Origin of the sequence: Methylomonas sp. DH-1, from assembly GCF_046097555.1 — a bacterium.
Classification (GTDB): domain Bacteria; phylum Pseudomonadota; class Gammaproteobacteria; order Methylococcales; family Methylomonadaceae; genus Methylomonas; species Methylomonas koyamae.
Genome location: NZ_CP143089.1, coordinates 747,051 through 769,373, shown reverse-complemented (window position 1 = coordinate 769,373; position 22,323 = coordinate 747,051). Strand labels below are relative to the sequence as shown.

Annotated in this window: 18 protein-coding genes; 11 read left to right on the top strand and 7 right to left on the bottom strand. The window is 55.4% G+C overall.

The features are described from left to right. Positions 1-15: 15 nt before the first annotated feature. The 3 genes from VXJ35_RS03625 to groES form a co-directional block, all read right to left on the bottom strand. Positions 16-789, bottom strand: a complete 774-nt coding sequence (locus tag VXJ35_RS03625; RefSeq protein WP_054760223.1) for a response regulator — start codon at positions 787-789, stop codon at positions 16-18. A 159-nt stretch (positions 790-948) separates the two neighbouring features. Then, positions 949-2,589 carry a chaperonin GroEL gene (groL, locus tag VXJ35_RS03620; RefSeq protein WP_064020522.1) on the bottom strand — a complete coding sequence of 547 codons (1,641 nt, stop codon included), beginning with the start codon at positions 2,587-2,589 and terminating at the stop codon, positions 949-951. A gap of 56 nt (positions 2,590-2,645) precedes the next feature. Further along, positions 2,646-2,933 (bottom strand): co-chaperone GroES, encoded by a 288-nt coding sequence (gene groES, locus VXJ35_RS03615; RefSeq protein WP_054760220.1) that lies wholly within the window; start codon positions 2,931-2,933, stop codon positions 2,646-2,648. 202 nt (positions 2,934-3,135) lie between these two features. Between groES and VXJ35_RS03610 the strand changes: the two genes are divergently transcribed. Next, the gene (locus VXJ35_RS03610; RefSeq protein ID WP_082880786.1) at positions 3,136-3,897 is read left to right on the top strand and encodes a molybdopterin-synthase adenylyltransferase MoeB; all 762 of its coding nucleotides are present in this window, start codon (positions 3,136-3,138) and stop codon (positions 3,895-3,897) included. A gap of 43 nt (positions 3,898-3,940) precedes the next feature. Here VXJ35_RS03610 and VXJ35_RS03605 read toward each other — a convergent pair whose 3' ends face one another. Continuing rightward, positions 3,941-4,147, bottom strand: a complete 207-nt coding sequence (locus tag VXJ35_RS03605) for a hypothetical protein (protein ID WP_064020521.1) — start codon at positions 4,145-4,147, stop codon at positions 3,941-3,943. 190 nt (positions 4,148-4,337) lie between these two features. Here VXJ35_RS03605 and VXJ35_RS03600 point away from each other — a divergent pair, with 190 nt between their 5' ends. Beyond that, entirely contained in the window at positions 4,338-7,031 is a 2,694-nt protein-coding gene (locus tag VXJ35_RS03600) for a cation-transporting P-type ATPase (protein ID WP_064020520.1), read from the top strand. Here VXJ35_RS03600 and VXJ35_RS03595 read toward each other — a convergent pair. Beyond that, on the bottom strand, positions 6,999-7,616 hold the full coding sequence (locus VXJ35_RS03595; RefSeq protein ID WP_064020519.1) for a TetR/AcrR family transcriptional regulator: 618 nt from the start codon (positions 7,614-7,616) through the stop codon (positions 6,999-7,001). The genes VXJ35_RS03600 and VXJ35_RS03595 overlap by 33 nt on opposite strands. Before the next feature lie 91 nt (positions 7,617-7,707). On the opposite strand from VXJ35_RS03595, the gene VXJ35_RS03590 reads away from it, so the two are divergent. The 6 genes from VXJ35_RS03590 (at position 7,708) to VXJ35_RS03565 (ending at position 14,779) form a co-directional block, all read left to right on the top strand. Further along, on the top strand, positions 7,708-8,175 hold the full coding sequence (locus VXJ35_RS03590) for a nuclear transport factor 2 family protein (RefSeq protein ID WP_064020518.1): 468 nt from the start codon (positions 7,708-7,710) through the stop codon (positions 8,173-8,175). A gap of 860 nt (positions 8,176-9,035) precedes the next feature. Continuing rightward, complete coding sequence (locus tag VXJ35_RS03585) at positions 9,036-9,947, top strand: hypothetical protein (protein WP_157198055.1); 912 nt, start codon at positions 9,036-9,038, stop codon at positions 9,945-9,947. Positions 9,948-10,144: 197 nt separating this feature from the next. Further along, positions 10,145-11,242 carry an IS5 family transposase gene (locus tag VXJ35_RS03580; RefSeq protein WP_064019980.1) on the top strand — a complete coding sequence of 366 codons (1,098 nt, stop codon included), beginning with the start codon at positions 10,145-10,147 and terminating at the stop codon, positions 11,240-11,242. A gap of 264 nt (positions 11,243-11,506) precedes the next feature. Continuing rightward, complete coding sequence (locus VXJ35_RS03575) at positions 11,507-12,871, top strand: IS1380 family transposase (RefSeq protein WP_064020516.1); 1,365 nt, start codon at positions 11,507-11,509, stop codon at positions 12,869-12,871. Positions 12,872-13,113: 242 nt separating this feature from the next. After that, positions 13,114-13,884 (top strand): hypothetical protein, encoded by a 771-nt coding sequence (locus VXJ35_RS03570; protein ID WP_157198054.1) that lies wholly within the window; start codon positions 13,114-13,116, stop codon positions 13,882-13,884. Between the two features lie 271 nt (positions 13,885-14,155). Then, positions 14,156-14,779 (top strand): hypothetical protein, encoded by a 624-nt coding sequence (locus VXJ35_RS03565; RefSeq protein WP_064020514.1) that lies wholly within the window; start codon positions 14,156-14,158, stop codon positions 14,777-14,779. Between the two features lie 383 nt (positions 14,780-15,162). Here the strand turns inward: VXJ35_RS03565 and VXJ35_RS03560 are convergent, their stop codons facing one another. Continuing rightward, positions 15,163-17,184 (bottom strand): alpha-amylase family glycosyl hydrolase, encoded by a 2,022-nt coding sequence (locus tag VXJ35_RS03560; RefSeq protein WP_197495956.1) that lies wholly within the window; start codon positions 17,182-17,184, stop codon positions 15,163-15,165. A gap of 320 nt (positions 17,185-17,504) precedes the next feature. Between VXJ35_RS03560 and VXJ35_RS03555 the strand changes: the two genes are divergently transcribed. After that, positions 17,505-19,766 (top strand): PAS domain S-box protein, encoded by a 2,262-nt coding sequence (locus VXJ35_RS03555; RefSeq protein WP_064020513.1) that lies wholly within the window; start codon positions 17,505-17,507, stop codon positions 19,764-19,766. A gap of 236 nt (positions 19,767-20,002) precedes the next feature. Beyond that, on the top strand, positions 20,003-20,665 hold the full coding sequence (locus VXJ35_RS03550) for a response regulator transcription factor (protein WP_064020512.1): 663 nt from the start codon (positions 20,003-20,005) through the stop codon (positions 20,663-20,665). A gap of 195 nt (positions 20,666-20,860) precedes the next feature. Here VXJ35_RS03550 and VXJ35_RS03545 read toward each other — a convergent pair whose 3' ends face one another. Further along, complete coding sequence (locus VXJ35_RS03545) at positions 20,861-21,319, bottom strand: CBS domain-containing protein (protein WP_197495955.1); 459 nt, start codon at positions 21,317-21,319, stop codon at positions 20,861-20,863. A gap of 299 nt (positions 21,320-21,618) precedes the next feature. On the opposite strand from VXJ35_RS03545, the gene VXJ35_RS03540 reads away from it, so the two are divergent. After that, positions 21,619-22,266: a response regulator transcription factor gene (locus VXJ35_RS03540; RefSeq protein ID WP_064023354.1), complete on the top strand. Its 648-nt coding sequence runs from the start codon at positions 21,619-21,621 to the stop codon at positions 22,264-22,266. Positions 22,267-22,323: the final 57 nt, after the last annotated feature.

The window sequence follows — 22,323 nt, the reverse complement described above, 5'->3', positions numbered from 1 at the left end:
AATTTTCCCGCCGGCCTAACCTCTAGCAGACGGCGGGGGATTAGCATCCGCCGCTTTGGTCGCCAAAGAGTGCAGGACTGCCGCTTGGTGACGCAACAGCCAAGCCGACTTCTGTTTCAACGCCTCGAAATGCCTCCCCGCCTGTTCGAGCTGATTGGTCAACAACGCTTGCTCCAGACTTTCGGTCACGGCCAAACAATCCCCAAAATCGAAAAAACAGAAGGTACCGTGCAGTTTATGTACGACTTCCCAAGCCTGCCGAGTTGCCGAATCGCCTAAGAATCCTTCTATCTCGGCCAGATGGGCCGGCAATTCGGCAAATAATTTACCGGCCAAACTTTGGCTGAGTTGCCGGTTTTCCTGAGTTTTGCGTAAAAGCTGTTGTGCGTAATACTCGGCGCCGCCCGCCGGCTCCACCCGCCAGCGGGCTACAATTTCCTGCAACCGCGCCAGACGAATCGGCTTGACCAGATAATCATTGAATCCGGCTGCCAAGGCTTGAATCCGTTGGCTTTCCTGGGCATGGGCGGTTACGGCAACGACCGGAGTCCGGCAGTTCGGGCCCGCACTGGCCCGTAACCGGCCGATCAAATCCAAGCCGCTTAGAAACGGCATATTCATATCCAGAAACACCAGGCCAAAGCGGTGTTGGTCCAATAAATTCCAGGCCTCCCGACCATCGCTTGCCAAAACCACGCCTTCCGTCCACTGCGACAATTGCTCGCGCAGTAGCCAAAGATTGGTCTCGTTGTCGTCGGCGATCAATATCTCGTAGCCTGTATCAGCCATGCCTTACCCCGTTGTTGCGCCAACCGGCGCAACCGTGTTGTAAATTTCAGTTTAATTTCGGCAATCCCGAAACTCAATGCAACCGCAAGGCTGCAACCAATAAAAAACCCCGGTTCCTTGCGGAGACCGGGGTTTTCTGGCTCAAGCCGACCAGATGAATTACATCATGCCGCCCATGCCGCCCATGCCGCCCATGTCAGGCATTGCCGGGGCTTTGTTGTCGGCCGGTGCGTCAGCGATCATCACTTCGGTGGTGATCATCAGACCGGCCACGGAAGCAGCGTTTTGCAACGCTGAACGGGTCACTTTCGCCGGGTCCAAAATACCCATCGCGATCATGTCGCCGTATTCGCCGGTCGCTGCGTTGTAACCGAAGTTACCGCTGCCTTTTTTGACTTCGTTCAACACCACGGACGCTTCGTCGCCGGCGTTGGCAACGATTTGGCGCAGAGGCTCTTCCATCGCGCGGCGCAGGATGCTGATGCCGACGTCTTGGTCGTGGTTGATGCCTTTCAGGCCTTCCAACGCAGACAGGGCGCGGATCAACGCGGTACCGCCGCCGGCAACCACGCCTTCTTCAACCGCAGCACGGGTTGAGTGCAGTGCATCTTCGACGCGAGCTTTCTTCTCTTTCATTTCCACTTCGGTTGCGGCGCCGACTTTGATCACTGCTACACCGCCAGCCAGTTTGGCCAGACGTTCTTGCAGTTTTTCGCGGTCGTAGTCGGAAGTCGCTTCTTCGGCTTGAGCGCGGATTTGCGCTACGCGGCCTTTGATTTGGCCTTCGTCGCCGGCACCGTCGATGATGGTGGTGTTTTCTTTGTTGATTTGGACGCGTTTCGCAGTACCCAGTTGCGAAATGTCGGCTTTTTCCAAAGACAAACCGACTTCTTCGGAAATCACGACGCCGCCAGTCAGGATCGCGATATCTTCCAGCATGGCTTTACGGCGGTCACCGAAACCAGGCGCTTTAACGGCTGCGACTTTAACGATGCCGCGCATGTTGTTGACCACCAGTGTCGCCAGCGCTTCGCCTTCGACGTCTTCGGCGATGATCAGCAAGGAGCGGCCGGATTTGGCAACTCCTTCCAGAATCGGCAACATTTCGCGGATGTTGGAGATTTTTTTGTCGTACAACAATACGAAAGGATCGTCGAGTTCGACGCTCATGCTTTCTTGTTTGTTGATGAAATACGGAGACAGATAGCCGCGGTCGAATTGCATACCTTCGACGACGTCCAGCTCGTTGTTCAGACCGGTGCCTTCTTCGACGGTGATGACGCCTTCTTTACCGACTTTTTCCATCGCTTCGGCGATGATCGCACCGACCGATTCGTCGGAGTTAGCAGAGATGGTGCCTACTTGGGCGATGGCTTTGCTGTCGCTGCAGGGAATCGCTTGTTTTTCGATCGCAGCAACCACAGCCGTTACGGCGCTGTCGATACCGCGTTTCAGGTCCATCGGATTCATGCCGGCGGCAACTGATTTCAGGCCTTCGTTGACGATAGCTTGCGCCAGTACCGTTGCAGTGGTGGTACCGTCGCCGGCCACGTCGGAGGTTTTGGACGCGACTTCTTTAACCATTTGCGCGCCCATGTTTTCGAATTTGTCTTTCAATTCGATTTCTTTTGCAACAGACACACCGTCTTTGGTGATGGTCGGTGCGCCGAAACTTTTGTCCAGCACGGCATTGCGGCCTTTCGGACCCAGAGTGACCTTAACCGCGTTAGCCAGAATGTTGACACCGGCTACCATCAAAGCACGGGCGTCGCCACCGAATTTCACGTCTTTTGCTGCCATTTTTTAATTCCTAAATATTTAAAGAGATTGAAAAAGATAAATGAGGTTAATAGGGATTAGCCCAAAATGCCCATGATGTCTTCTTCGCGCATGACGATGTATTGCTCGCCATCGACTTTAACTTCGGTGCCGGAATATTTACCGAACAGTACTTTGTCACCGACTTTGACTGCCATAGGACGTACTTGGCCGTTGTCTAACGGTTTGCCTGAGCCCACCGCCAGCACTTCGCCTTCGCTCGGCTTTTCCGCGGCGGAACCGGGCAGCACGATACCGCCGGCGGTTTTGGTCTCTTCCTCAACGCGTTTTACGACTACACGGTCATGTAACGGACGAATTTTCATCAATGTCTCCTCGATTAATAAAGTTAAAGGTTAAAACTGAAAAGCGGTTTAAAAACCCTGGCGATCAGAGTCGAGCAACCCGGTTTTTGAACAACTTGCAATTTATTAGCACTCTCCAATAACGAGTGCTAATAATATCCGGGTTTTGCACTCTGTCAAGCTCTTTGGCATCATCTGCAGCTCACCTACCACCGTCTACGCTATGAACGACGAACAACTACTCCGCTACAGCCGCCAGATCATGCTGCCGCAAATCGACATTGCCGGCCAACAAAAGCTGATCGAGGCCAAAATCCTAATCGTCGGCGCCGGCGGCTTGGGTTCGCCGGCCTCGATGTATCTCGCCGCCGCCGGTGTCGGCAGCATTACGCTGTACGACGACGACCAGGTGGATCTGAGCAATTTGCAACGGCAGATCGCCCATGCCACCTCCGATATAGGGTTGGATAAAGTGATTTCAACCCGGCAGACGCTGGAAAAAATCAATCCGCAGGTAACAGTGGAGGCGCGCAAGCGGCGGCTAACCGGCGCAGAACTGTTGGAACAAGTCGAAATAGCCGACGTGGTGCTGGATTGCAGCGACAATTTCACCACCCGTTTCGCCATTAACCAAGCCTGCGTACAACAGCAGACGCCGCTGGTATCCGGGGCGGCGATCCGCTTCGAGGGCCAAATCAGCGTGTTCACGCCCGGCCGCAACCAAAGCCCATGCTACAACTGCCTTTACCAAAGCGACGGCGAAGAATTGCAAAATTGCGCCCGCAACGGTGTGGTCGCGCCGATTACCGGGATCGTCGGCAGCATGCAGGCGCTGGAGACCATTAAATTGATTACCGGGATCGGCGAACCCTTAACCGGACGATTATTAATGCTGGACGGTCTGGCCATGGAATGGCGAACGCTGCGCTTGAAGAAAAATCCGGCCTGCCCGACTTGCAGCGATATAGCCGGCAAACGAACATAAAAAAGCCGGGATAGTCCCGGCTTTTGCCGAACAGTAAGGCTGATCAACTTTTGCCAAGCTTGCCTTTGACCGTGTTGATCGCCTTAGCGACTGCGTTCAACACAGCCGATTCGCTGTCGCCGTGCGGCTCGATATCGCCGAACGGCTCGCCGTTTTTCATTGTATACATGTATATAAAATACCCCAACGGTGCAAACGCGAAGATGGCAATAACCAGCATCAACACCACCAATTCGATAACTCCGCCCATATCTACCTCCAACTATTTGTTTTTATTTTAATTTAGAATAAGGCCCCAAGCCTCGGTTACGGACTATAACCCTATAGCCAGCAAGGAACAAGCAGAAGATGACGATTGTCAACCCGAAGCGCATACCGGCCCGAATCGGCGCCGAAAAACCGCACACCTATCCTACCGCCACAACCGTTATTCTTAGACCATGAAGCAGAATCCGCAAACCCTTTGGCATAATCTGCCGCCGGAACAGTTACTGTCGCAGCTCGATGTGCAACTCGGCGCCGGCCTGTCCGGCCAAGCAGCCGAGTCCCGGCTGGCCGACACCGGCCCCAACCGCCTGACGCCGCCGCGCGGCAAAGGGCCTTTACGCTTACTGCTCGCTCAATTCCACCAACCGCTGATTTACATTCTGCTGTTTTCGGCCGCGACCACCGCATTCCTGGAAGAATGGGCCGACAGCAGCGTTATTTTCGGCGTGGTACTGGTTAACGCCATCATCGGCTTCGTCCAGGAAGCCAACGCTCTGAAAGCGATCAATGCGCTGGCGCAAACGCTGAACCTCAGCGCCAATGTGTTGCGCGACGGCCAGCGCCGGACCATCGCCGCCGCCGACTTGGTACCCGGAGATTTGGTTTATCTGCAATCCGGCGACAAGGTGCCGGCGGATTTGCGCTTACTGCAAACCCGAGAACTGAAAATAGACGAGGCCGCTTTAACCGGCGAGTCCGTGCCGGCCGAAAAACAGGCCCAAACCCTAGCCGCCGCGACCTTGTTGGCCGACCGCACTAATATGGCCTATTCGTCGACGTTGGTCAGTTACGGCAGCGCCTTGGCCGTTGTGGTCGGCACCGGCGACAACACCGAAATCGGCCGCATCAACCGTTTGATCGCAGCGGCCGAACCGCTGGAAACGCCGTTGACGCGAAAAATGAGCCAATTCAGCCAGCTGCTGCTGTGGGTCATCGTCGCCTGCGCGGCGCTGACATTTGCCGTCGGCGTCTGGCGCGGCGAAAGCGCGCTGGATATGTTCATGGCCTCGGTAGCCTTGGCCGTCGGCGCGATTCCGGAAGGCTTGCCCGCGGCGCTGACCATCACACTGGCCATCGGCGTTTCGCGCATGGCCAAGCGTAACGCCATCATCCGTAAACTGCCCGCCGTCGAAACCTTGGGCAGCACCACGGTCATTTGTTCCGACAAAACCGGCACGCTGACCCAAAACCAGATGACAGTGCAATTCGTCTATGCCGGGGGCGAACAGTTTGCTATCAGCGGCAGCGGCTATACGCCGGACGGCGAATTTCTCGCAGCCGGCCAACCGGTCGACCCGCACCAAAAACCCGCTCTGCTCGAATGCCTGAAAGCCGGCCTACTGTGCAACGACGCCCGCTTGATCGCCGACATCGATAGCTGGCGGATCGAAGGCGACCCGACCGAGGCGGCTTTGCTGGTCTCCGCCCATAAAGCCGGTTTACACCATGCCAGCGTCAGCAACGGCCACCCGAGATTGGACGCTATCCCGTTCGAATCGCAATACCAATATATGGCCACGCTGCACCACAACTTGGCATTGGACGAACGCCACGTCTACTTAAAAGGCTCGCTGGAAAGCTTGCTCGAACGTTGCGACAGCGCTTTTTCCGCCGACTTGCAACCGGTTCCGCTCGACAAGCGCCAATTGCAACGCCAGGCGGAAATACTTGCCGCACAAGGCTTGCGCGTCCTGGCCTTCGCCCGTACCGGCCACGGCGACAATGCCGTCGCCCATAGCGAAGTCAGCAGCGGCCTGACATTCCTCGGCCTGCAAGCGATGATAGACCCGCCGCGGCCGGAAGCGGCACGGGCGATAGCCGCCTGCTACCGGGCCGGCATCGCCGTGAAAATGATCACCGGCGACCACCCGGTCACGGCTTTGGCCATCGCCAAACAACTCGGCATGCGCCACAGCGAGAAGGCTATCACCGGCAGCGAGCTGGAAAATTACACCGAAACCGATTACCTGCAGCAGGTCGAACATTGCAGCGTTTACGCCCGCATCGCTCCCGAACAAAAACTGCTGCTGGTCCGCGCCTTACAAGCCAAAGGCCACGTCGTGGCGATGACCGGCGACGGCGTCAACGACGCGCCGGCCTTGCGCCAAGCCAACATCGGCGTGGCAATGGGCCAGGGCGGCACCGAAGTCGCCAAGGAAGCGGCGGCCATGGTGCTGACCGACGACCATTTCGCAACGATCGAGGCCGCCGTCGAAGAAGGCCGCGGCGTATTCGACAATCTGGTGAAGTTCATCGCCTGGACTCTGCCGACCAATCTGGGCGAGGGCCTGGTGATCACCGCGGCGGTATTTGCCAACGTGGCATTGCCAATCACACCGCTGCAGATTTTGTGGATCAACATGACCACGGCCGTGCTATTGGGATTGATGCTGGCGTTCGAACCCAAGGAGCCGGGCCTGATGCAACGCCAGCCGCGCAATCCGGAGCAACCGATCCTGACCAGGCACTTGCTGCTGCGGATCTGCCTGGTCGGCGTGCTGTTGCTGGCCGGCGCTTTCGGCTTGTTCGAATGGGAGCTGATGCACCAAGAAACCCTGGCCAAAGCCCGCACGGTATCGGTAAACGTGTTCGTCTTCGGCGAGCTGTTTTATCTGTTCAACTGCCGATCGCTACGTTATTCGATGTTTAAAGTCGGGGTGTTTTCCAATCCCTGGGTATTGGTCGGCGTCAGCGCCATGATCGCCCTGCAGATGTTGTTCACCTATTGGCCACCCATGCAGAATTTATTCGGCAGCGCGGCGATCGGCCAGGACGAATGGTTATTGATTTTGGCCGTGAGTCTGGTGATTTATGCCGTCGTCGGCTTGGAAAAATTATTGCTGCGCCGTTTCGGCCGCCGCGGCTGACGCCGCCTGCAACGCCGACAACACCAACGCCAGACTGCGTAACGACTCCTTAACTTCCGCGTCCGGAGCTTCGGTCTGGGCGCGGACGATGGCCCCGTCTATCGCAACGGCAGCGGCTTGCGCCAATCCGTCGCGACCGGGCATGTCGGCCAGCAACTCCCGCACCGCCATGACCATGTCCTGCTTGTGGCTATGGCAAATCGCCAAAACCTCCGGCAAGGTGCCACCCAATTCGGCAACGCTGTTGATAAACGCGCAACCGCGGTAAATCGGCTTACGAAACCATTCCTCCATTACCGCGACCAGCGGCAATAGCCCGCCGCCGGGAACGCCGCCGTGGCGCCGGATCGCGTCGACGAACCAATCCATCCAGATTCCGTGCCGATATTCCAGAAAAGCCCGAATCAAATCGTGCTTGCTCGGAAAGTGGCGATAGAAAGTGACCTTGGTCACGCCCGCCGCGGCGATGACTTTATCGACTCCGGTCGCGCGAATGCCCTCCCGGTAAAACAGGTCGTGCGCCGCCAGTAAAATCCGCTCCCGCGCGGGCAAATCGGAAACGGTTGTCGAGGATTCGAAGACCATAAGCCGATTGTAGACAACTCTGTCTACAATCGCTACGATAAACCCAGTAGACAATTCTGTCTACATAACCCTCTTCTTCCGGGAGCGCACTATGGATACCAAACCACCTCTTCCCCCGTTTACCGCCGAAACCGCCGCGCAAAAAGTGCGCATGGCCGAGGACGCCTGGAACAGCCGCGATCCGGACCGGGTGGTGCAGGTTTATACCGAAGACAGCCGCTGGCGCAACCGCGCCGAGTTTCCGCTAGGACGGCAACAGATCAAGGAGTTTTTGCAACGCAAATGGGCTAAGGAACTGGATTACCGCTTGATCAAGGAATTATGGGCGTTTACCGAAAACCGCATCGCGGTGCGTTTTGCTTACGAATGGCACGACGACGCCGGCAACTGGTTTCGCAGTTACGGTAACGAAAATTGGGAGTTTAACGAGTTCGGTTTGATGCAGCGCCGCTTTGCCAGCATCAACGATTTACCGATCAAAGACAGCGAGCGCCTGTTTCACTGGCCGCAGGGGCGCAGGCCGGACGACCACGCCGGTTTGACCGAATTGGGTTTGTAAGCGGCAAGGATATTCGCCCAAAACGGGGCGGCAAAATCCGCCCCAGACGATACCGACCATCCGATTCAGGCTGCAAACCGCGACGCTAAATTGTTTCGCCTGGTAGCGATCTTGATTGCGCCGGATGGATTGCCGCAATCAAACTACGATTTCGGCCCAGCCCAAGACAGCTTCGACCGGTTTGCCGTTTATATGGCGGCCGGGTAATAGCCGAGGTTCCGCTCGGCATCGGCCATGCCGCGGGCAAAATTTGCCGCCCAAACTCCGGCCGACAGTAAATCGGCATTCAGCCCCCCCATCGCAGCGCTACCCGCCTGAAACCAAGCTGGTGCAGCTTGACCGCTCACGCCGGCGGCGGAGCCGAAGAGCACGGCTTATTGCGCTGCCCAGCGCAATAAGCCGACTGAAAATCTTCACTTCGCCGGCGCTCCGTTTTCAAGATTTTCGGCGCATGCATCGTACAAAGCCGATTTTGGCGGCTAAGGCATTGCGCCGGCCCTAGCAGCGCATACGCGGGCCTCTTAAAACAAAACTCAAATAACCGGGCAAAAGCCGCTCGGCCGACTCTTGAAATTCGCCGCGATTTTAAATACCGCATCGTTTGGCTAATAGGACGGAGTTTCTGCCGCCTACGTAAAACCACCCATAGTAAAACTACCTATAGTAATTCTACGCATTACAATCAAATTAAAATTTGATTAGGATTAATCGCGCCTTAAAAGCACGAGAGTTTTAATAAACCACTAAAAGATTTTATTGAGATTTGATTTGCAAACCAGGACGGTTACTGCCTTGGCTTTGCTATTAATTTTCTTGATGGTGGCTGGATTTTAATTGAAAAATATATCTAAGAGGCAATTATGTTTAAGTTTAAATCACCCATAACAAGTTTAAGTTCGGCCATAGTAATTTGCCTGTTTGCAAGCCCAGTATCGGCTGACAGTATTTATAGCACATACCATTACCTGTTTACTCCGCAAGGCAACCCTATTATTGGAGCCCAGTCAGGCACCGACATGCTCAATAAAGACGCCGACGACTGGGTCGCCGGATATTTCTTTGTGAATCCGATTACCTGTGCGAATGGCTGCGATGTATCCGGGGCCGATCTGCAATTAGACGGAGGACAATATTCCCCTGTCGAGCAAAGCTCGTTATCCGGCGTTAACAGGTTGGTGAAAAACCATATTCCAGCCACTAATTTAGCTAGAAGAAGCCTTTATTTAGTGCTGAATCAATCTTGTAGTACTAAATATAGGTCTGATTGGTTGCAAAAAAGAGTTTTTCACCAACCTGTTAAGCTGGAAATATTTACCAATGTACCCAGCTCGTCAACCAATATCGGCAAAGATCTAGGCCAATCCATATTCCAATTCAATAGCCCGACATCGGTAATATTCAACGGCAACTTCGGAACCAAAATACATTTTTCGGCCGACGCGCAAGACCAAAACGCACCCGCAATATTGCAACCCAACACCGGCTATTGGTTGAAATTAACCAATGTCGACCAATCCCCCGATTTCGGCTGGTTCTATAACGGATTACCCAAAAACGAATATTGGCTGGCTTATTACGATACCCAAGGCGGCGAAGGCTCGCCTTATATTTTCGATGTGATGGGGCTAAATAGTGCCACACCGCGATTGGCACCTGCAATTGTGCCGCTACCAAGCGCTGTTTGGATGATGGGCTCGGTATTAATGGGGGCGCTTGCAATTAGACGCAAAAATACAACGGACAAATTCCGCGCAAATGAATTCGGGTGTTAAGCCCAAATTAATCGTCGGGTTTGCCATGCCTAGACGATTTAAACATGATCTATGGCAGAAAAATAATTAACTTGTACAGGAGATTTATTATGAATACCAAATTAACAGGCTGGTGAAAAACTCGAAAAGCCAAGTAGGCTAAGGCATAGATGAGCCGCCAACTGTTAAAATAGGCTACCTAAATTTGGAGCCTTTCAATGCGCGGACACGATGCCATTCAAAGTAGCTGGTTCAGCTACGTTAGCCTGGAAGAACGTATTCCCAAACAGCATCCGTTGCGTCGTTTACGTCTACTCGTCGATGGCGTATTGACCTCTATGAATGCCGTCTTTGCCGAGCGTTACTCGCACACTGGCCGCCCGTCGATTGCGCCCGAAAAACTGCTGCGCGCCTTGCTGTTGCAAGTGCTGTACACCGTTCGTAGCGAACGCCAGTTGATGGAACAGCTGGACTACAACCTGCTGTTTCGCTGGTTTGTCGGTCTGGGCATCGACGATGCTGTCTGGGAACGCAGCGTGTTCAGCGCCAACCGCGAACGGCTGCTGTCCGAAGCGCTGAGTCGCGAATTTTTTGAGCGGGTACTGGCCATAGCCGAATGGCAAAACCTGGTGTCCGACGAACACTTCAGTGTCGACGGCAGCCTCATTGAAGCCTGGGCCTCGCACAAAAGCTTCGTTAAGAAAGACGGCAGCGGCCCGGACAAACCCGCCGGCCGCAATCCCGAGGTCGACTTCAGCGGCGAAAAGCGCAGCAACGCCACCCACCAAAGCACGACAGACCCGGAAGCGCGGCTCTACAAGAAAGGCGAATACACCGAGGCCAAACTGCGTTACATCACCCATGCCTTGTCCGAGAATCGCAACGGCCTGATTGTCGATGTCGAAACCACCCAAGCCACCGGCACCGCCGAAATCGAAGCCGCGCAAACAATGATCAAACGCCGTGTGCCCAAAGGCGGTAGCGTCGGTGCCGACAAAGGCTATGACCAACCGGCTTTCGTCAACGGACTCAAGGCGCAAGACATCAAAGCCCATGTGGCCCGGAAAAAGACCGGCAGTGCCGTCGATGGCCGCACCGCGCGCGGCAAAGGTTACGCCCAAAGCCTCAAGCGCCGCAAAATCGTCGAAGAAGCCTTTGGCTGGGTCAAAACGGTCGGCGGCCTGCGCAAAACCCGTCACATCGGCTTAGCCAAAGTCGCTGGCCAAGCCTTGTTTTGCTTCGCCGCCTACAACCTGACGCGCTTGCTCAACCTATTGGTGTTCACGCCGAAACCGGCGTGGAGTGCGCCCACCTAGGGTGAAGTACGCCTGAAAACCGTCCACAGACGGCTTCAGGCGAATAAAAAGCCCTTGAAACAGGGGCAAAACGCTTGAAACTCGATGTCATGACCGATTTCAACACGAAAAAATCACGGCAACCGTGGGTAAGGGGAAATATCAGTGGGTTTTTCACCAGCCTGTTAACTGTTACCTAAGTCCGTGTTCTCGCCCAACAAAAGCCGGATAAATGGCTGATAAAAAAGGGATAATAGGTGTCTTATTTGTTCACCCAAAATAATCATGCGTCGCTTCAAGCTGAAAGCTTCCAAAAAGGAATTCACCTCGTATGCGGGTTTGGCCTTGGTGGGTCAATGTCTGGACATCATCAATGTTGAAGCGGTTGTCGATGGGCGGATACCGGTTTCGCAAGGCATCAAGACGTCCGACCTCGTGAAATCGGCGACGGGCCTGCTCAGCATCGGCAAGAGCGACTTCGAGGCGATTGAGCCGTTTCGGGAAGACCGTTTTTTCAAGCAGGCGCTCAACCTGCGCAAAGTGCCGGGCAGCGTTTGGTTGCGGCAGCGCCTGGACCGCGTCAGTGACCCGCTGCGCGAGCCGTTGGACGAGATGTCGGTTCGCCTGCTCGAAGGCGCCGCCGCGCCGATTACGCCGCACAAAGGTTACGTCTGTTTGGACATGGATACCTTTGTGATGGATCAAAGCGGCAGCCAGAAGGAAGAGGTCAGCCGTACTTATCAGGGCGTGGACGGTTATACGCCGGTGGCAGCCTATCTGGGCAACGAGGGCTGGTGCGTTGGCCTGGAGCTGAGGCCCGGGCGCTGGCATTCGTCGCTGGGGATCGAGTATTTTCTGGAACGGCTGTTGCCGCGCGTCGAACGTCTGGTGCCAGCCGAACAAGCGGTGCTGATGCGCAAGGACTCCGGGTTCGACAGCGCCAAGCTGTTATTCAAAGCCGCCGAGGAAAAAGACCGCTGGGCCGCGATGGGGCGGTCGTTCGATTATCTGGTGAAATGGAATCCGCGTCGGCAGGACAAAGACCAGTGGGTGGCGCAAGCCGAAGCGGTGGGTGCCTTCGTCGAAAAACGTGCAGGCAAACGCGAAGCACTCTGGTCGATCAACGTTGAACGCCGCTTTGGCAAACAAACTCGCCCGTTTCGTCTGGTGCTACGCCTGATCGAACGCACCATCGACAAGCGCGGGCAGCACTTGCTGCTGCCCGACATCGAACTGGAAGGCTGGTGGACCAGTCTGGACGACGAGGAAGCCATGGTCATCGAACGCTACCGCGACCATGGCACCCATGAGCAATTTCATTCCGAGTTCAAGACCGACCTCGACCTGGAGCGGCTACCGTCCGGCAAATTCGACACCAACGACGTCATCCTGCGCTTAGGCATGCTGGCCTACAACTGCTTACGCTTGTTGGGCCAACTGGGCCTACTCGGCGACTTGGCGCCGATCCGACACCCCGCCAAGCGGCGGCGCATCAGAACCGTGTTGCAGGAAATCATGTATCGCGCCGGGCAAGTCATCCACAAAGCCCGGCAGTGGTGGCTGGATTTGGGGCAGGCTTCGCCAGTCGCCCGGCTGTTTGAGTATTTGCAGCAGCGGTTGGTGGTTCAGCCGAACGCTACGCCGGGATAAACGCGGACCGAAACACACAATGACTCGGCTCACTCCCGGCGGATTACCCCCCCGGGCTTGCCGCCCTTTGGGGTATTGCCCACTCAAACGGGCTAATCGAGCCTGGGCGGACCGCTTTTGGGCGAAAAAATCGTCCGCTGGATGATAAAAAACAACGTTGCAAGGATGCGGCATGTAAAAAAATGCACTCATGCGCATTTGGAGGCGTTTACGTTAGTGCGAACACGGATTCAGGTGTTATTTTGAGCTTCACCTCAACGGTTCAAGCATCTTCGGAAACGGTAAAAGTGCCGAAGCTATTCGACAATGGCCCCGCAGCGGTTACGGAAATAAAACTCGAGACCAATCAAGTTGCCGCGCTCATGCTATTGGAAGCCGTGCTGGATGTTTCAAGTGCCGCAGTATTGGCCGGAGGCTGCCAAGCCGTAGCGGCCGATTATGCTATTGAAGTCAATGCGGATGGCGCGACAAACAAACCGGAAAGCAATTTTGCCAAAATTAGCTCGAGCGAAAACCCTGAGCCTATTGTCTTCAATGCAACCATAGAAGAGCGTCGCGATTTTTTCGGACAAAATTTTAATATCGTCCAGCCTCAAAAAAGCAAGTTAAAACATACGCCAATATCGGAATATTCGGCCAACTTAACCGTTAATCACGAGTTAACGCTTTTATCCCTGTATAGCAAGTCCAATATTCAAGGCCAGAACAATAATGCCAATCCCCATCAAAACTTGCTTATCAAGAGCCTTTACCAAGAACAAGCGCAGGACAATCCCAATCTATATCTGTATGGCTGGGGAGCGGAATCTTTGTCGATTGCGGGTTACCCTGCCAATTTGGCTTGGGTACGGTTTAAGGCATTAACAACGGGGGGACAACTTAAACGCTTGGTATTGCTCGCCGACAGAGTAATAGGCCCATCCGCCTGCCGTATTGTTATCGACAGCGGCGCCGAAGCCGGGGCGGGCAACGACAAAACGGGGCGCAAAAGCCTGGCCCTAACAGGTTGGTGAAAAACTCTTTTTTGCAACCAATCAGACCTATATTTAGTACTACAAGATTGATTCAGCACTAAATAAAGGCTTCTTCTAGCTAAATTAGTGGCTGGAATATGGTTTTTCACCAACCTGCTAAAGGGCAATATGGCCATTACCAGGATCTTTCATTACGAAGAAGACCTTAAAGAATTTGCATTTTGATGCGAAGTTAGAATCAAACTATCGGAGCATAAAATGACTTTATAACCGCACCGGGATTAGCAAACCCCATCGAGATGAGGCTGTTATGTTTAACTTAAAATTTCTGGCATTACTATTTTTGGCATTAAATATCAACCTTTCGCATGCTTCGGTAGTAACCGTAAAAATTGAAGATGCCGATATTTTTAATTGGGAACCGATACAAAAGATAAAGCCTGGCTTCGGCAGCAATGGCCCAGTATCTTTAAACTGGGATCCGAATAATGATTTATTTACCGAGTTGCTGGCTTACGACAGAGGCTATTCGGGCGGCGCGGGGGCTTTTTGTTGGTATGGCGAAAACTGCGCCTTACAGCTTTCGGTTACTGCCGAGAACACGGTGTTGCAACTCAACAGCTTCGCCCTTGGCTATTATGGTTATGGCAATAACGTTCAATACAGTGTAATCGACTTGGCAACCCAAACCAGTATATTGCAGGATTCGCCATGGATAGATGGGGCAATAAGTACGCTTATTCCCGTAAACGCCTCATCAAACAAAGGTTTTATGATTTTATTCGGGCCGGACGGTTTCAACGGCGGCATTAACAACATAACCTACAGTTATTTGTCAGCGCAACCCGGGGTGCCGGTCCCAACCCCTATTCCCGCGGCCGTTTGGCTGTTCGGTTTTGGCTTGGCCGGTATATTAGGATTCCCCCGCTCCTAACAGGTTGGTGAAAAACCATATTCCAGCCACTAATTTAGCTAGAAGAAGCCTTTATTTAGTGCTGAATCAATCTTGTAGTACTAAATATAGGTCTGATTGGTTGCAAAAAAGAGTTTTTCACCAACCTGCTAAGCGTAGCGGGCGATAAAAGCCCTCTTGCGTGCGCGAGTTGCCGCCCTCCCTTGGCCAATCTCAGCCAAACCGACGATCCGGATTTATCCTCAATGCGTTTGCTTGGCTGGAACGAGAGGCTGGCAAAGTGTTGCCGTTACGGCGGCCTTCCGTCATGCCGGTACCGACAGCGGTTCACCTCCTGCTCGGTGAATTGGGCGACAAATCTTTAAGTCCGCCACACGATATAACCCGCTTCCCGCCTTACTCGATTAGGCATCCACCAGGGCATACACCTTTGCCTCCCAAGGAAAAATCGGCTCGCGCCCGACCCAGGCTGCTGGTACATCGCGCATTCGAGTGACTTCCCGCCATTTTTTGCCGCTTGGGGTGGCCGGCCAGTTGTTTACCCGATATTCGGCAGACTCGGCAAATGCGTTGACAGTAGCAAAGTCGGAAAAATTCGCGACGACCACGACTTGGGAGCCGCTGCCAGCGAAGCCTCGCCGCCAGCACAGCACACGTTTGCCGTCGTTGAAATCGACATGGATAAACTCGGTATCGTTGACCGCCAACGCGTCGTATTGGGTGCGGAATTTCACCAACCGGGCGACGTATTCGAAGATACGGCGGCGAAAAGGCTGTTCCAGCCGTTCGAAATTGACCGCATCGAGTTGTTTGGGCGGATGGCTGACGCTCAGGTCGTGTTGGTCGGCAAATTCGTCGCCGGCGAAGATCATCGGAATCCCGACGGCGGTCAACAAACAGGCGAAGGCCAGTTTGATGCGTTCCTCGGTAAAGACGATGCCGTTATTCAACAGAAAATTGAATAACCGTTCGTTTCGGTAACCCTCCGTATCGTGCGAACCCAAATAATTGACCACTTGGGTGCCGTCGCGAAAACCGAGATTACGGCAGTCGATCAGTTTGCGTACCGTCCACTCGAAACTCGACTCTTTCTCGCTGTTCCGACCGAGAATGGCCGCGCGAACCATGCGTTTGAACTCTTCGTTCCACAGTCCATCCAGCCGATTTTGGCGGACCAACTCCAGCGGTACAGACAACTCTTCGCCAATCACCAGAAACCGGTCGTCCCGGCCACCGGCTGCCAACCAGGTTTGCCTGGCCGAATCCTTGAACTGCTCGACGAAATCCCAGTTGGCGACATTGTTGACGCTATCCATCCGCACGCCGTCTATGGCGAAATCCGCCATCCAGCGCAACAAATACGCTTGCATGAATTGTCGCGCCGGAAAATAGTCTTCGACCTTGCCGGAAACCGGATCGTAACTTTGCCGCAGCAGGCGGCCGTATCGCCAGAGTTTGCCGCCGAAACCCTGTCGCCGTCCCTGGCCACTAGACTGATTGGCATCCGGATCGTCGGGATGTGCGTCGGCATCGATGTGAAAATCCGGGAAATTGATATTTTCCATCGCGGCGCGGGTAGCAAATGCCATTACCGCATCGATGAAAAATCGGATGCCGTGTTCATGGCAGCGATTGACCAGTGCGACCAGATCGGTATTCGCAGTCGGAGAGGTATTGCCCGCCGGAAAACCCAAATCATGATCGGGCGCAAAATAATTACTGGTAGCGTAACCCCATTCCCGATCGACAAAACTGTCGGCAATCGGCAGCAATTCCAAGGCGTTGATGCCCAGCTCGGCAAAATGGCTGCGGCCGGCCTGTAACGCAGCCAGCCCGGAGAAATTGGCCGCGTCCACTTCAGTATCCACCAGCGCCATCACGTCGCGGAAAGTACCGACGCCGATTTCCGGGTCGCGATGGATATTGATCCGACACCAAGCGGTCGGCAGTTCGTAAATCACGATCCGGTTATTCGGCGCGGCCTTGTCCGCCGCAATCGGCCGGGCCGGAATACAGGCCTCGCCGCCCGGATCGCACGGTAGCAACACACCCCGTTCGAATTTGATGACCGCCGCCGGATCCTGATCGTCGCTGCGGTACGGTGCCGGCAAGCGCGGCGCCAACAAGCGCCAATCGACAGCAAACGCGGTAGGATCGGTACATAAAATCCTGGCGCCGTCTCGGGTCGGGCTGGTGTCGGTTACCTCGAACCAGTAATGGTAAACCTGGCCGTCGACCAGACCGCAGTCGGCGGCGTCTATGTGCCACAGTTGGCCATCGCGTTTCAACGCAAATTGCTTACGATTTACCAACTCCGGCGGATTGCCGGGTTTGAATTGACCGATAACCAAATTGGGCGCCGGCGCAGTATCAGCGGCTCCCCAAAGCACGAATGCCGAACGTTTGCGCTTAAACAAATCCACCATATGCCTTACTCCATGCCGATCGCTTAAGCCGGCCATTAAATTCGGTTCGCGTTGCCACTGCTCGGGTTACGGACAAAATACGGCCACCGGCTCAAATTGCCTGATGCCAGTATTGTATGTGCCTTTGTCTCGCGGAATATTCGTATAAACACGTATACGCCCGGTTTGGAGCCCGGGAAACGACCGGTTTCAGGCTATTATTGGGATAACTGGCGCAGGCCTTTGCCGGCTACCCGCCAACAAGCGCCGCTGGCACAAGGGCTCGCCGAGGCAAATCTTAAATTGCCGCTCCCCAACTCCGCTGCACATCGAGGCCATCCATGCTCGAAAAGTTAATTGGCCAATCGGCCGCAATTCTCGAGAGCTATTCCATTGCCCTCGTGGTGGTCAACCAGGCAAGACGCATCGTCTGGGCCAATCGGGCCATGCATAGCATGTTCGGTTACGCTTGCGACGAAATGATCGGGCAATCCACCCGGATTCTGTTCATTGACCAGCAGAGCTACGATACATTCGGCGCGGAGGTTTATGCGCGACTGGAAACCCAGTACGCTTATAACGGCAGCTTTCCGCAGAAGCGCAAGGACGGCAGCGTGGGCTGGTACGAATTCAACATTTCCCACTTGGCCGGGCACCCCGATATTACGGTCGGCGCGGTTGTCGACCGCACCGAAAGCCACCAAACCCGGCAACTGCTCGAGGAAAGCGAGTCGCGCTACCGGATGGTGGTGGAAGACCAGACCGAGACCATCAGCCGCTTCCTGCCGGACGGCACCTTTGTCTTCGTCAATGACGTCTATTGCCGTTTGTTCGGCAAAACCCACCAGGAATTGATCGGCCGTCGCTGGCATCCGACCGTCCATCCGGACGACCTGCCGATGGTGGAGGCCAGGCTGCGCACGATGTCGCCCGACCATCGCGTTGTATTCGTCGAAAATCGGGTGTTTGTCGCCGGCGGTGCTTTGCGCTGGATGCAGTTCGTGAACCGCGGCTTCTACGACGCCGACGGCAAACTCGAGCAAATCCAGTCGGTGGGCCGGGATATCACACGCCTGAAGGAAATCGAGACCGGTTTGCGCAAAAGCGAGGCACAATTGCAGCGGGCGCAGGCGGTCGGCCGCATCGGCAGTTTTCAGATGGACGGTAACGGCGGAGTGTTGAAGATCAGCCAAGAAACGGCCCGGCTGTTCGACTTTGCCGATAAAAACCTCGCCACGTTCGACGCCTGGTTCGCACGAGTTCATCCCGCTGATCGCGAGAAAGTCAAAACGGCTTGGTACGCAGCCTTGCAGGGCGCGCCGTATGACGTGACCTACCGCATCGTCGTGCACGGGCAAATCCGCTGGATTCGGGCCTTGGCCGAACTGGAATTCGATCGGCAAGGCCAATGGCTTAACGCGGTCGGGACCGTGCAGGACATTTCCGATCTGAAGCAAGCCGAGACCGCTCTGGTCAAAGCCCAGCAGCATGCCGAGCAAGCCAATCGGGCCAAAACCCGCTTCCTGGCCGCCGCCAGCCACGACTTGCGCCAGCCGCTCCAAGCCATCCTGTTATTGATCGAGGTATTAAAGGCGAACGGCCTGAACGAAAAGCAACAAGACATCGTCCAGCAGTTGTCGCGTTCATCCCGGGCGCTCGGCGACATACTCAACCAATTGCTCGACATGTCCAAACTCGAGACCGGCAATATCCAGGCCGCCCCGGAGGCCGTCTGCTGCCAGGATTTACTCGGCATAATCCAAGCGGAGTTTTCGCCACTGGCCTCAGCGAAACGGCTGCGGCTAGAACTGTTCCGGTCGCAGCACTGTCCGCTGCTGTTCACCGATCAGCAGCTCCTGATGAACCTGCTGCGCAATCTGGTCGGCAATGCCGTCAAATTCACGGAGCGGGGCCGCATCCTGGTCGCTATCAGGCCCCGCGGCAGCCGGGCATTGATTCAGGTCTGGGATACCGGCATCGGTATCCCCCAACAAGCTCTGCACGCCATCTTCGACGAATACGTCCAGATCAACAATCCGGAGCGGGACCGGGCCAAAGGCGTCGGCCTGGGCCTGTCCATCGGCAAACGCGTAGCCAGATTGCTCGATACCGAAATCCGCTGCCGCTCCGAACTGGGCCGGGGATCGGTGTTCGAATTCTGCGTACCCCTGTACGCCGACGCGGAAACTGAGGACAACCTGTTAGCGGCGGAAACCGCGGCGGCCGCCGGCAGCGAGCTGGCGCCCGGCCATAGGATCTTGATCGTCGAGGACGACCCCGATCTCGGCGTGGCCACCAAGCTGGCGTTCGAAATGCAAGGCTTGCAGGCGATGCTGTTCCGTTCCGCCGAGGATGCGCTGGCCAGCCCTAGACTGTATGCGACGGATTATTACCTGTGCGACTACCGTTTGCCCGGCATGGACGGCTTGCAATTTCTCGAGACCGTCCGACAACACGCGCCAGGGCCGGTCAGGGCCGTGTTGTTGACCGGAGAAACCACCCCTGAGAATTTGGCGCGCATGCAGGAGTCGGGTTGGCCGCTACTGAGCAAGCCGGTTCAATTCGACAAACTGCTGGCGACTTTGGAGGCGGGATCGGAATAGCCGCCAGGCACAAAACCAGACACTGAACGTAACCGGCGCGGGTTGTTTGCGCTAGCCGAAACCGAGCCGGCGGCAGCGCACGGGACGGCCGTTTCGCTTCCCCGGCTAACGCGACCGCGACCGCCGGTGAGACAGGCATCCGGAGCAATCGCCAATTGGACCGCAAAACCCAATTCGGAACCATGAGTAAAAACCCCCATATGCTCCGGTTATTCGCGCCTGATAGACTACACCGCATGATTAAGTCAACAGTTGAATCCCCGCAGACCGTGTTCATTATCGACGACGACGACGCAGTGCGGAAATCGCTGGCTTTGGTGCTGGAAATGGAAGGCATGCGGGTGGCGGCCTACGCGAGTGCCGAAGCGTTTCTGGCCTCGGATTTGCCGCACTGCAGCGGCTGCGCGATCGTCGATATGTACATGCCCGGCATGACCGGCCTGGAATTGCAACAGCATCTGATCGACAACGGCATTGCCTTGCCGATCGTGTTTCTGACCGGCCACGGCGAAATTCCGGACAGTGTCGCCGCGATTAAACACGGGGCCGAGGATTTTCTGGTCAAGCCGATCACCGTCGAAAAACTACTGCCTGTGATTCAAGCCAGTCTGGCGAAAAGCGAACTGATACAAGCCAAAATCAAGCGCCAACAAGACGTGAAATCGCGCACGTTAAAATTGACGCAACGCGAGTGGGAGGTGCTGCGCCTGACGACCGAAGGTTTCTCGGCCAAAGAGATCGCGCGCGACCTGAATATCAGTTTCCGCACCGTGGAAAAGCACAAGAGCAGCCTGTTGCTCAAAACCGGCGCCAAGAACATGCTGGACCTGCTTTCCGACGTATTGACCTCCGGTGCGCTGCTCGACGACGGCTTTGGCCTGTGCTTTAAGGCCGAATAGCACGGCCGGCCGTTGGCTAGGCCGGAGCAGATTGGCCCACATCCGGCAACCGCCGGAAAGAGCGCGCTGGACCGGCGATCCAGCCGCCAAGCTGCAAACCATTCCGGCAAGGCCGTTCGGCATCATCACCGTTCGCCGGTTAGACTTATGGCGGTTTACCGGCGGGAAAACCGGTAACCACGGTTTACTGCCTGATTATGCGGCGAGCTGCCGAATATCCGGGGTACAGATCGTCGCGAGCGTATTGCTGACCTGGTTCGGGCTAATGTCCTTCAGGTCTGCCGAGTTTTCGCGCGCTGCCTCCTGGGCTAAGTCGGCCAGGGAAATCATACCGACCACGCATCCGGACTTATCGATGACCGGTAGCCGGCGAATTTTCGCATCGCGCATGATTTTATCGGCAACGGCCAAGGCATCGTTAGGATGGCAGGTCCGTACTTCGCGCGCCATCGCCTCAGCCACCTGCAATTCGCGCAACGGTTTGCCCTGAAACATGGCGCACATAACGATATCGCGATCGGTGATCATGCCCACGATGCTATTCATGCCGTCGCCGCCGCACACCGGCAAACAGCCGCAGTCCTTGTCCCACATCAATTTTCCCACATGCTCGAGGCTGTCCGTCGGCCGGCAGCTTTGCACTTGTTTACTCATAATTTGCGCCACTTTCATAGTCTAACCTCGTTGTTATTGAATATTGCCCACGCGTTCGGCAAACTGCCTGCGAACCGATCGGGCTTGAGTTTGGCGAATGCGGGGCAGTTCGCCGGCTGCAACCGCGGTTTGCAAACCTGCGCTCGCCCCCACTTGTGGCCAATAGTGGACAATCCGCGCCGTCGGCACAATGGGAACGAACACCGAGGCCTAGGCCACGGCACAACGCAATTTAACGACACGCAATAAGTGTTACTCCCCATTTACAGCAGTTTCAAGCCCTTGCTATGTTGTTTGCCATGACTGAACTTCTGGATCGTTCCTTGCCCAAAATATTTGTTGTCGACGACGATGCCTCCCTACGCAAATCCCTAGCCTTGGTGCTGGCGCAAGAAGGTCTGGCGGTCAGCACATTCAACTGTGCCGAAGATTTTTTGGCGACGGACCCGCCGCAAACTTGCAGCTGCGCCATTGTCGACATGCACATGCCGGGTATGAGCGGTTTGGAGCTTCAAGAAACGCTCGCTCGGAAAGGCATAGCCCTGCCCATCATCTTTCTGACCGGATACGGCGAATTTCCGGCCAGCGTCAAGGCGATAAAATCCGGCGCGGAGGATTATTTGGTCAAACCGGTAGCTCGGGAAAAACTGTTGCTTGCGATTCATTCGGCATTGGCAAAATCCGAGCAAATGCTCGGCATAGCCGACCGCCGGCAACAAGCCCGCCAGCGCGTGCAACAATTGACCCAGCGCGAACGGGAAGTCATGCAATTGGCGATCAACGGCGCTAGCGCCAAAGAAATCGCGCGCAGTCTGAATATCAGCTACCGCACGGTGGAAAAACACAAAAGTAGCCTGATGCGTAAGACCGGCTCGACAAACCTACTCGATTTGGTCAAACTGGCCGCGGAAACCGACCTGGTTTCCGGCGATCGCTCGGAGCTCTAACCCGGCCAAGGCCAACCTCTTACTTTCCGCGCGCCCCAGGCGTTCATTCTGGAGGCC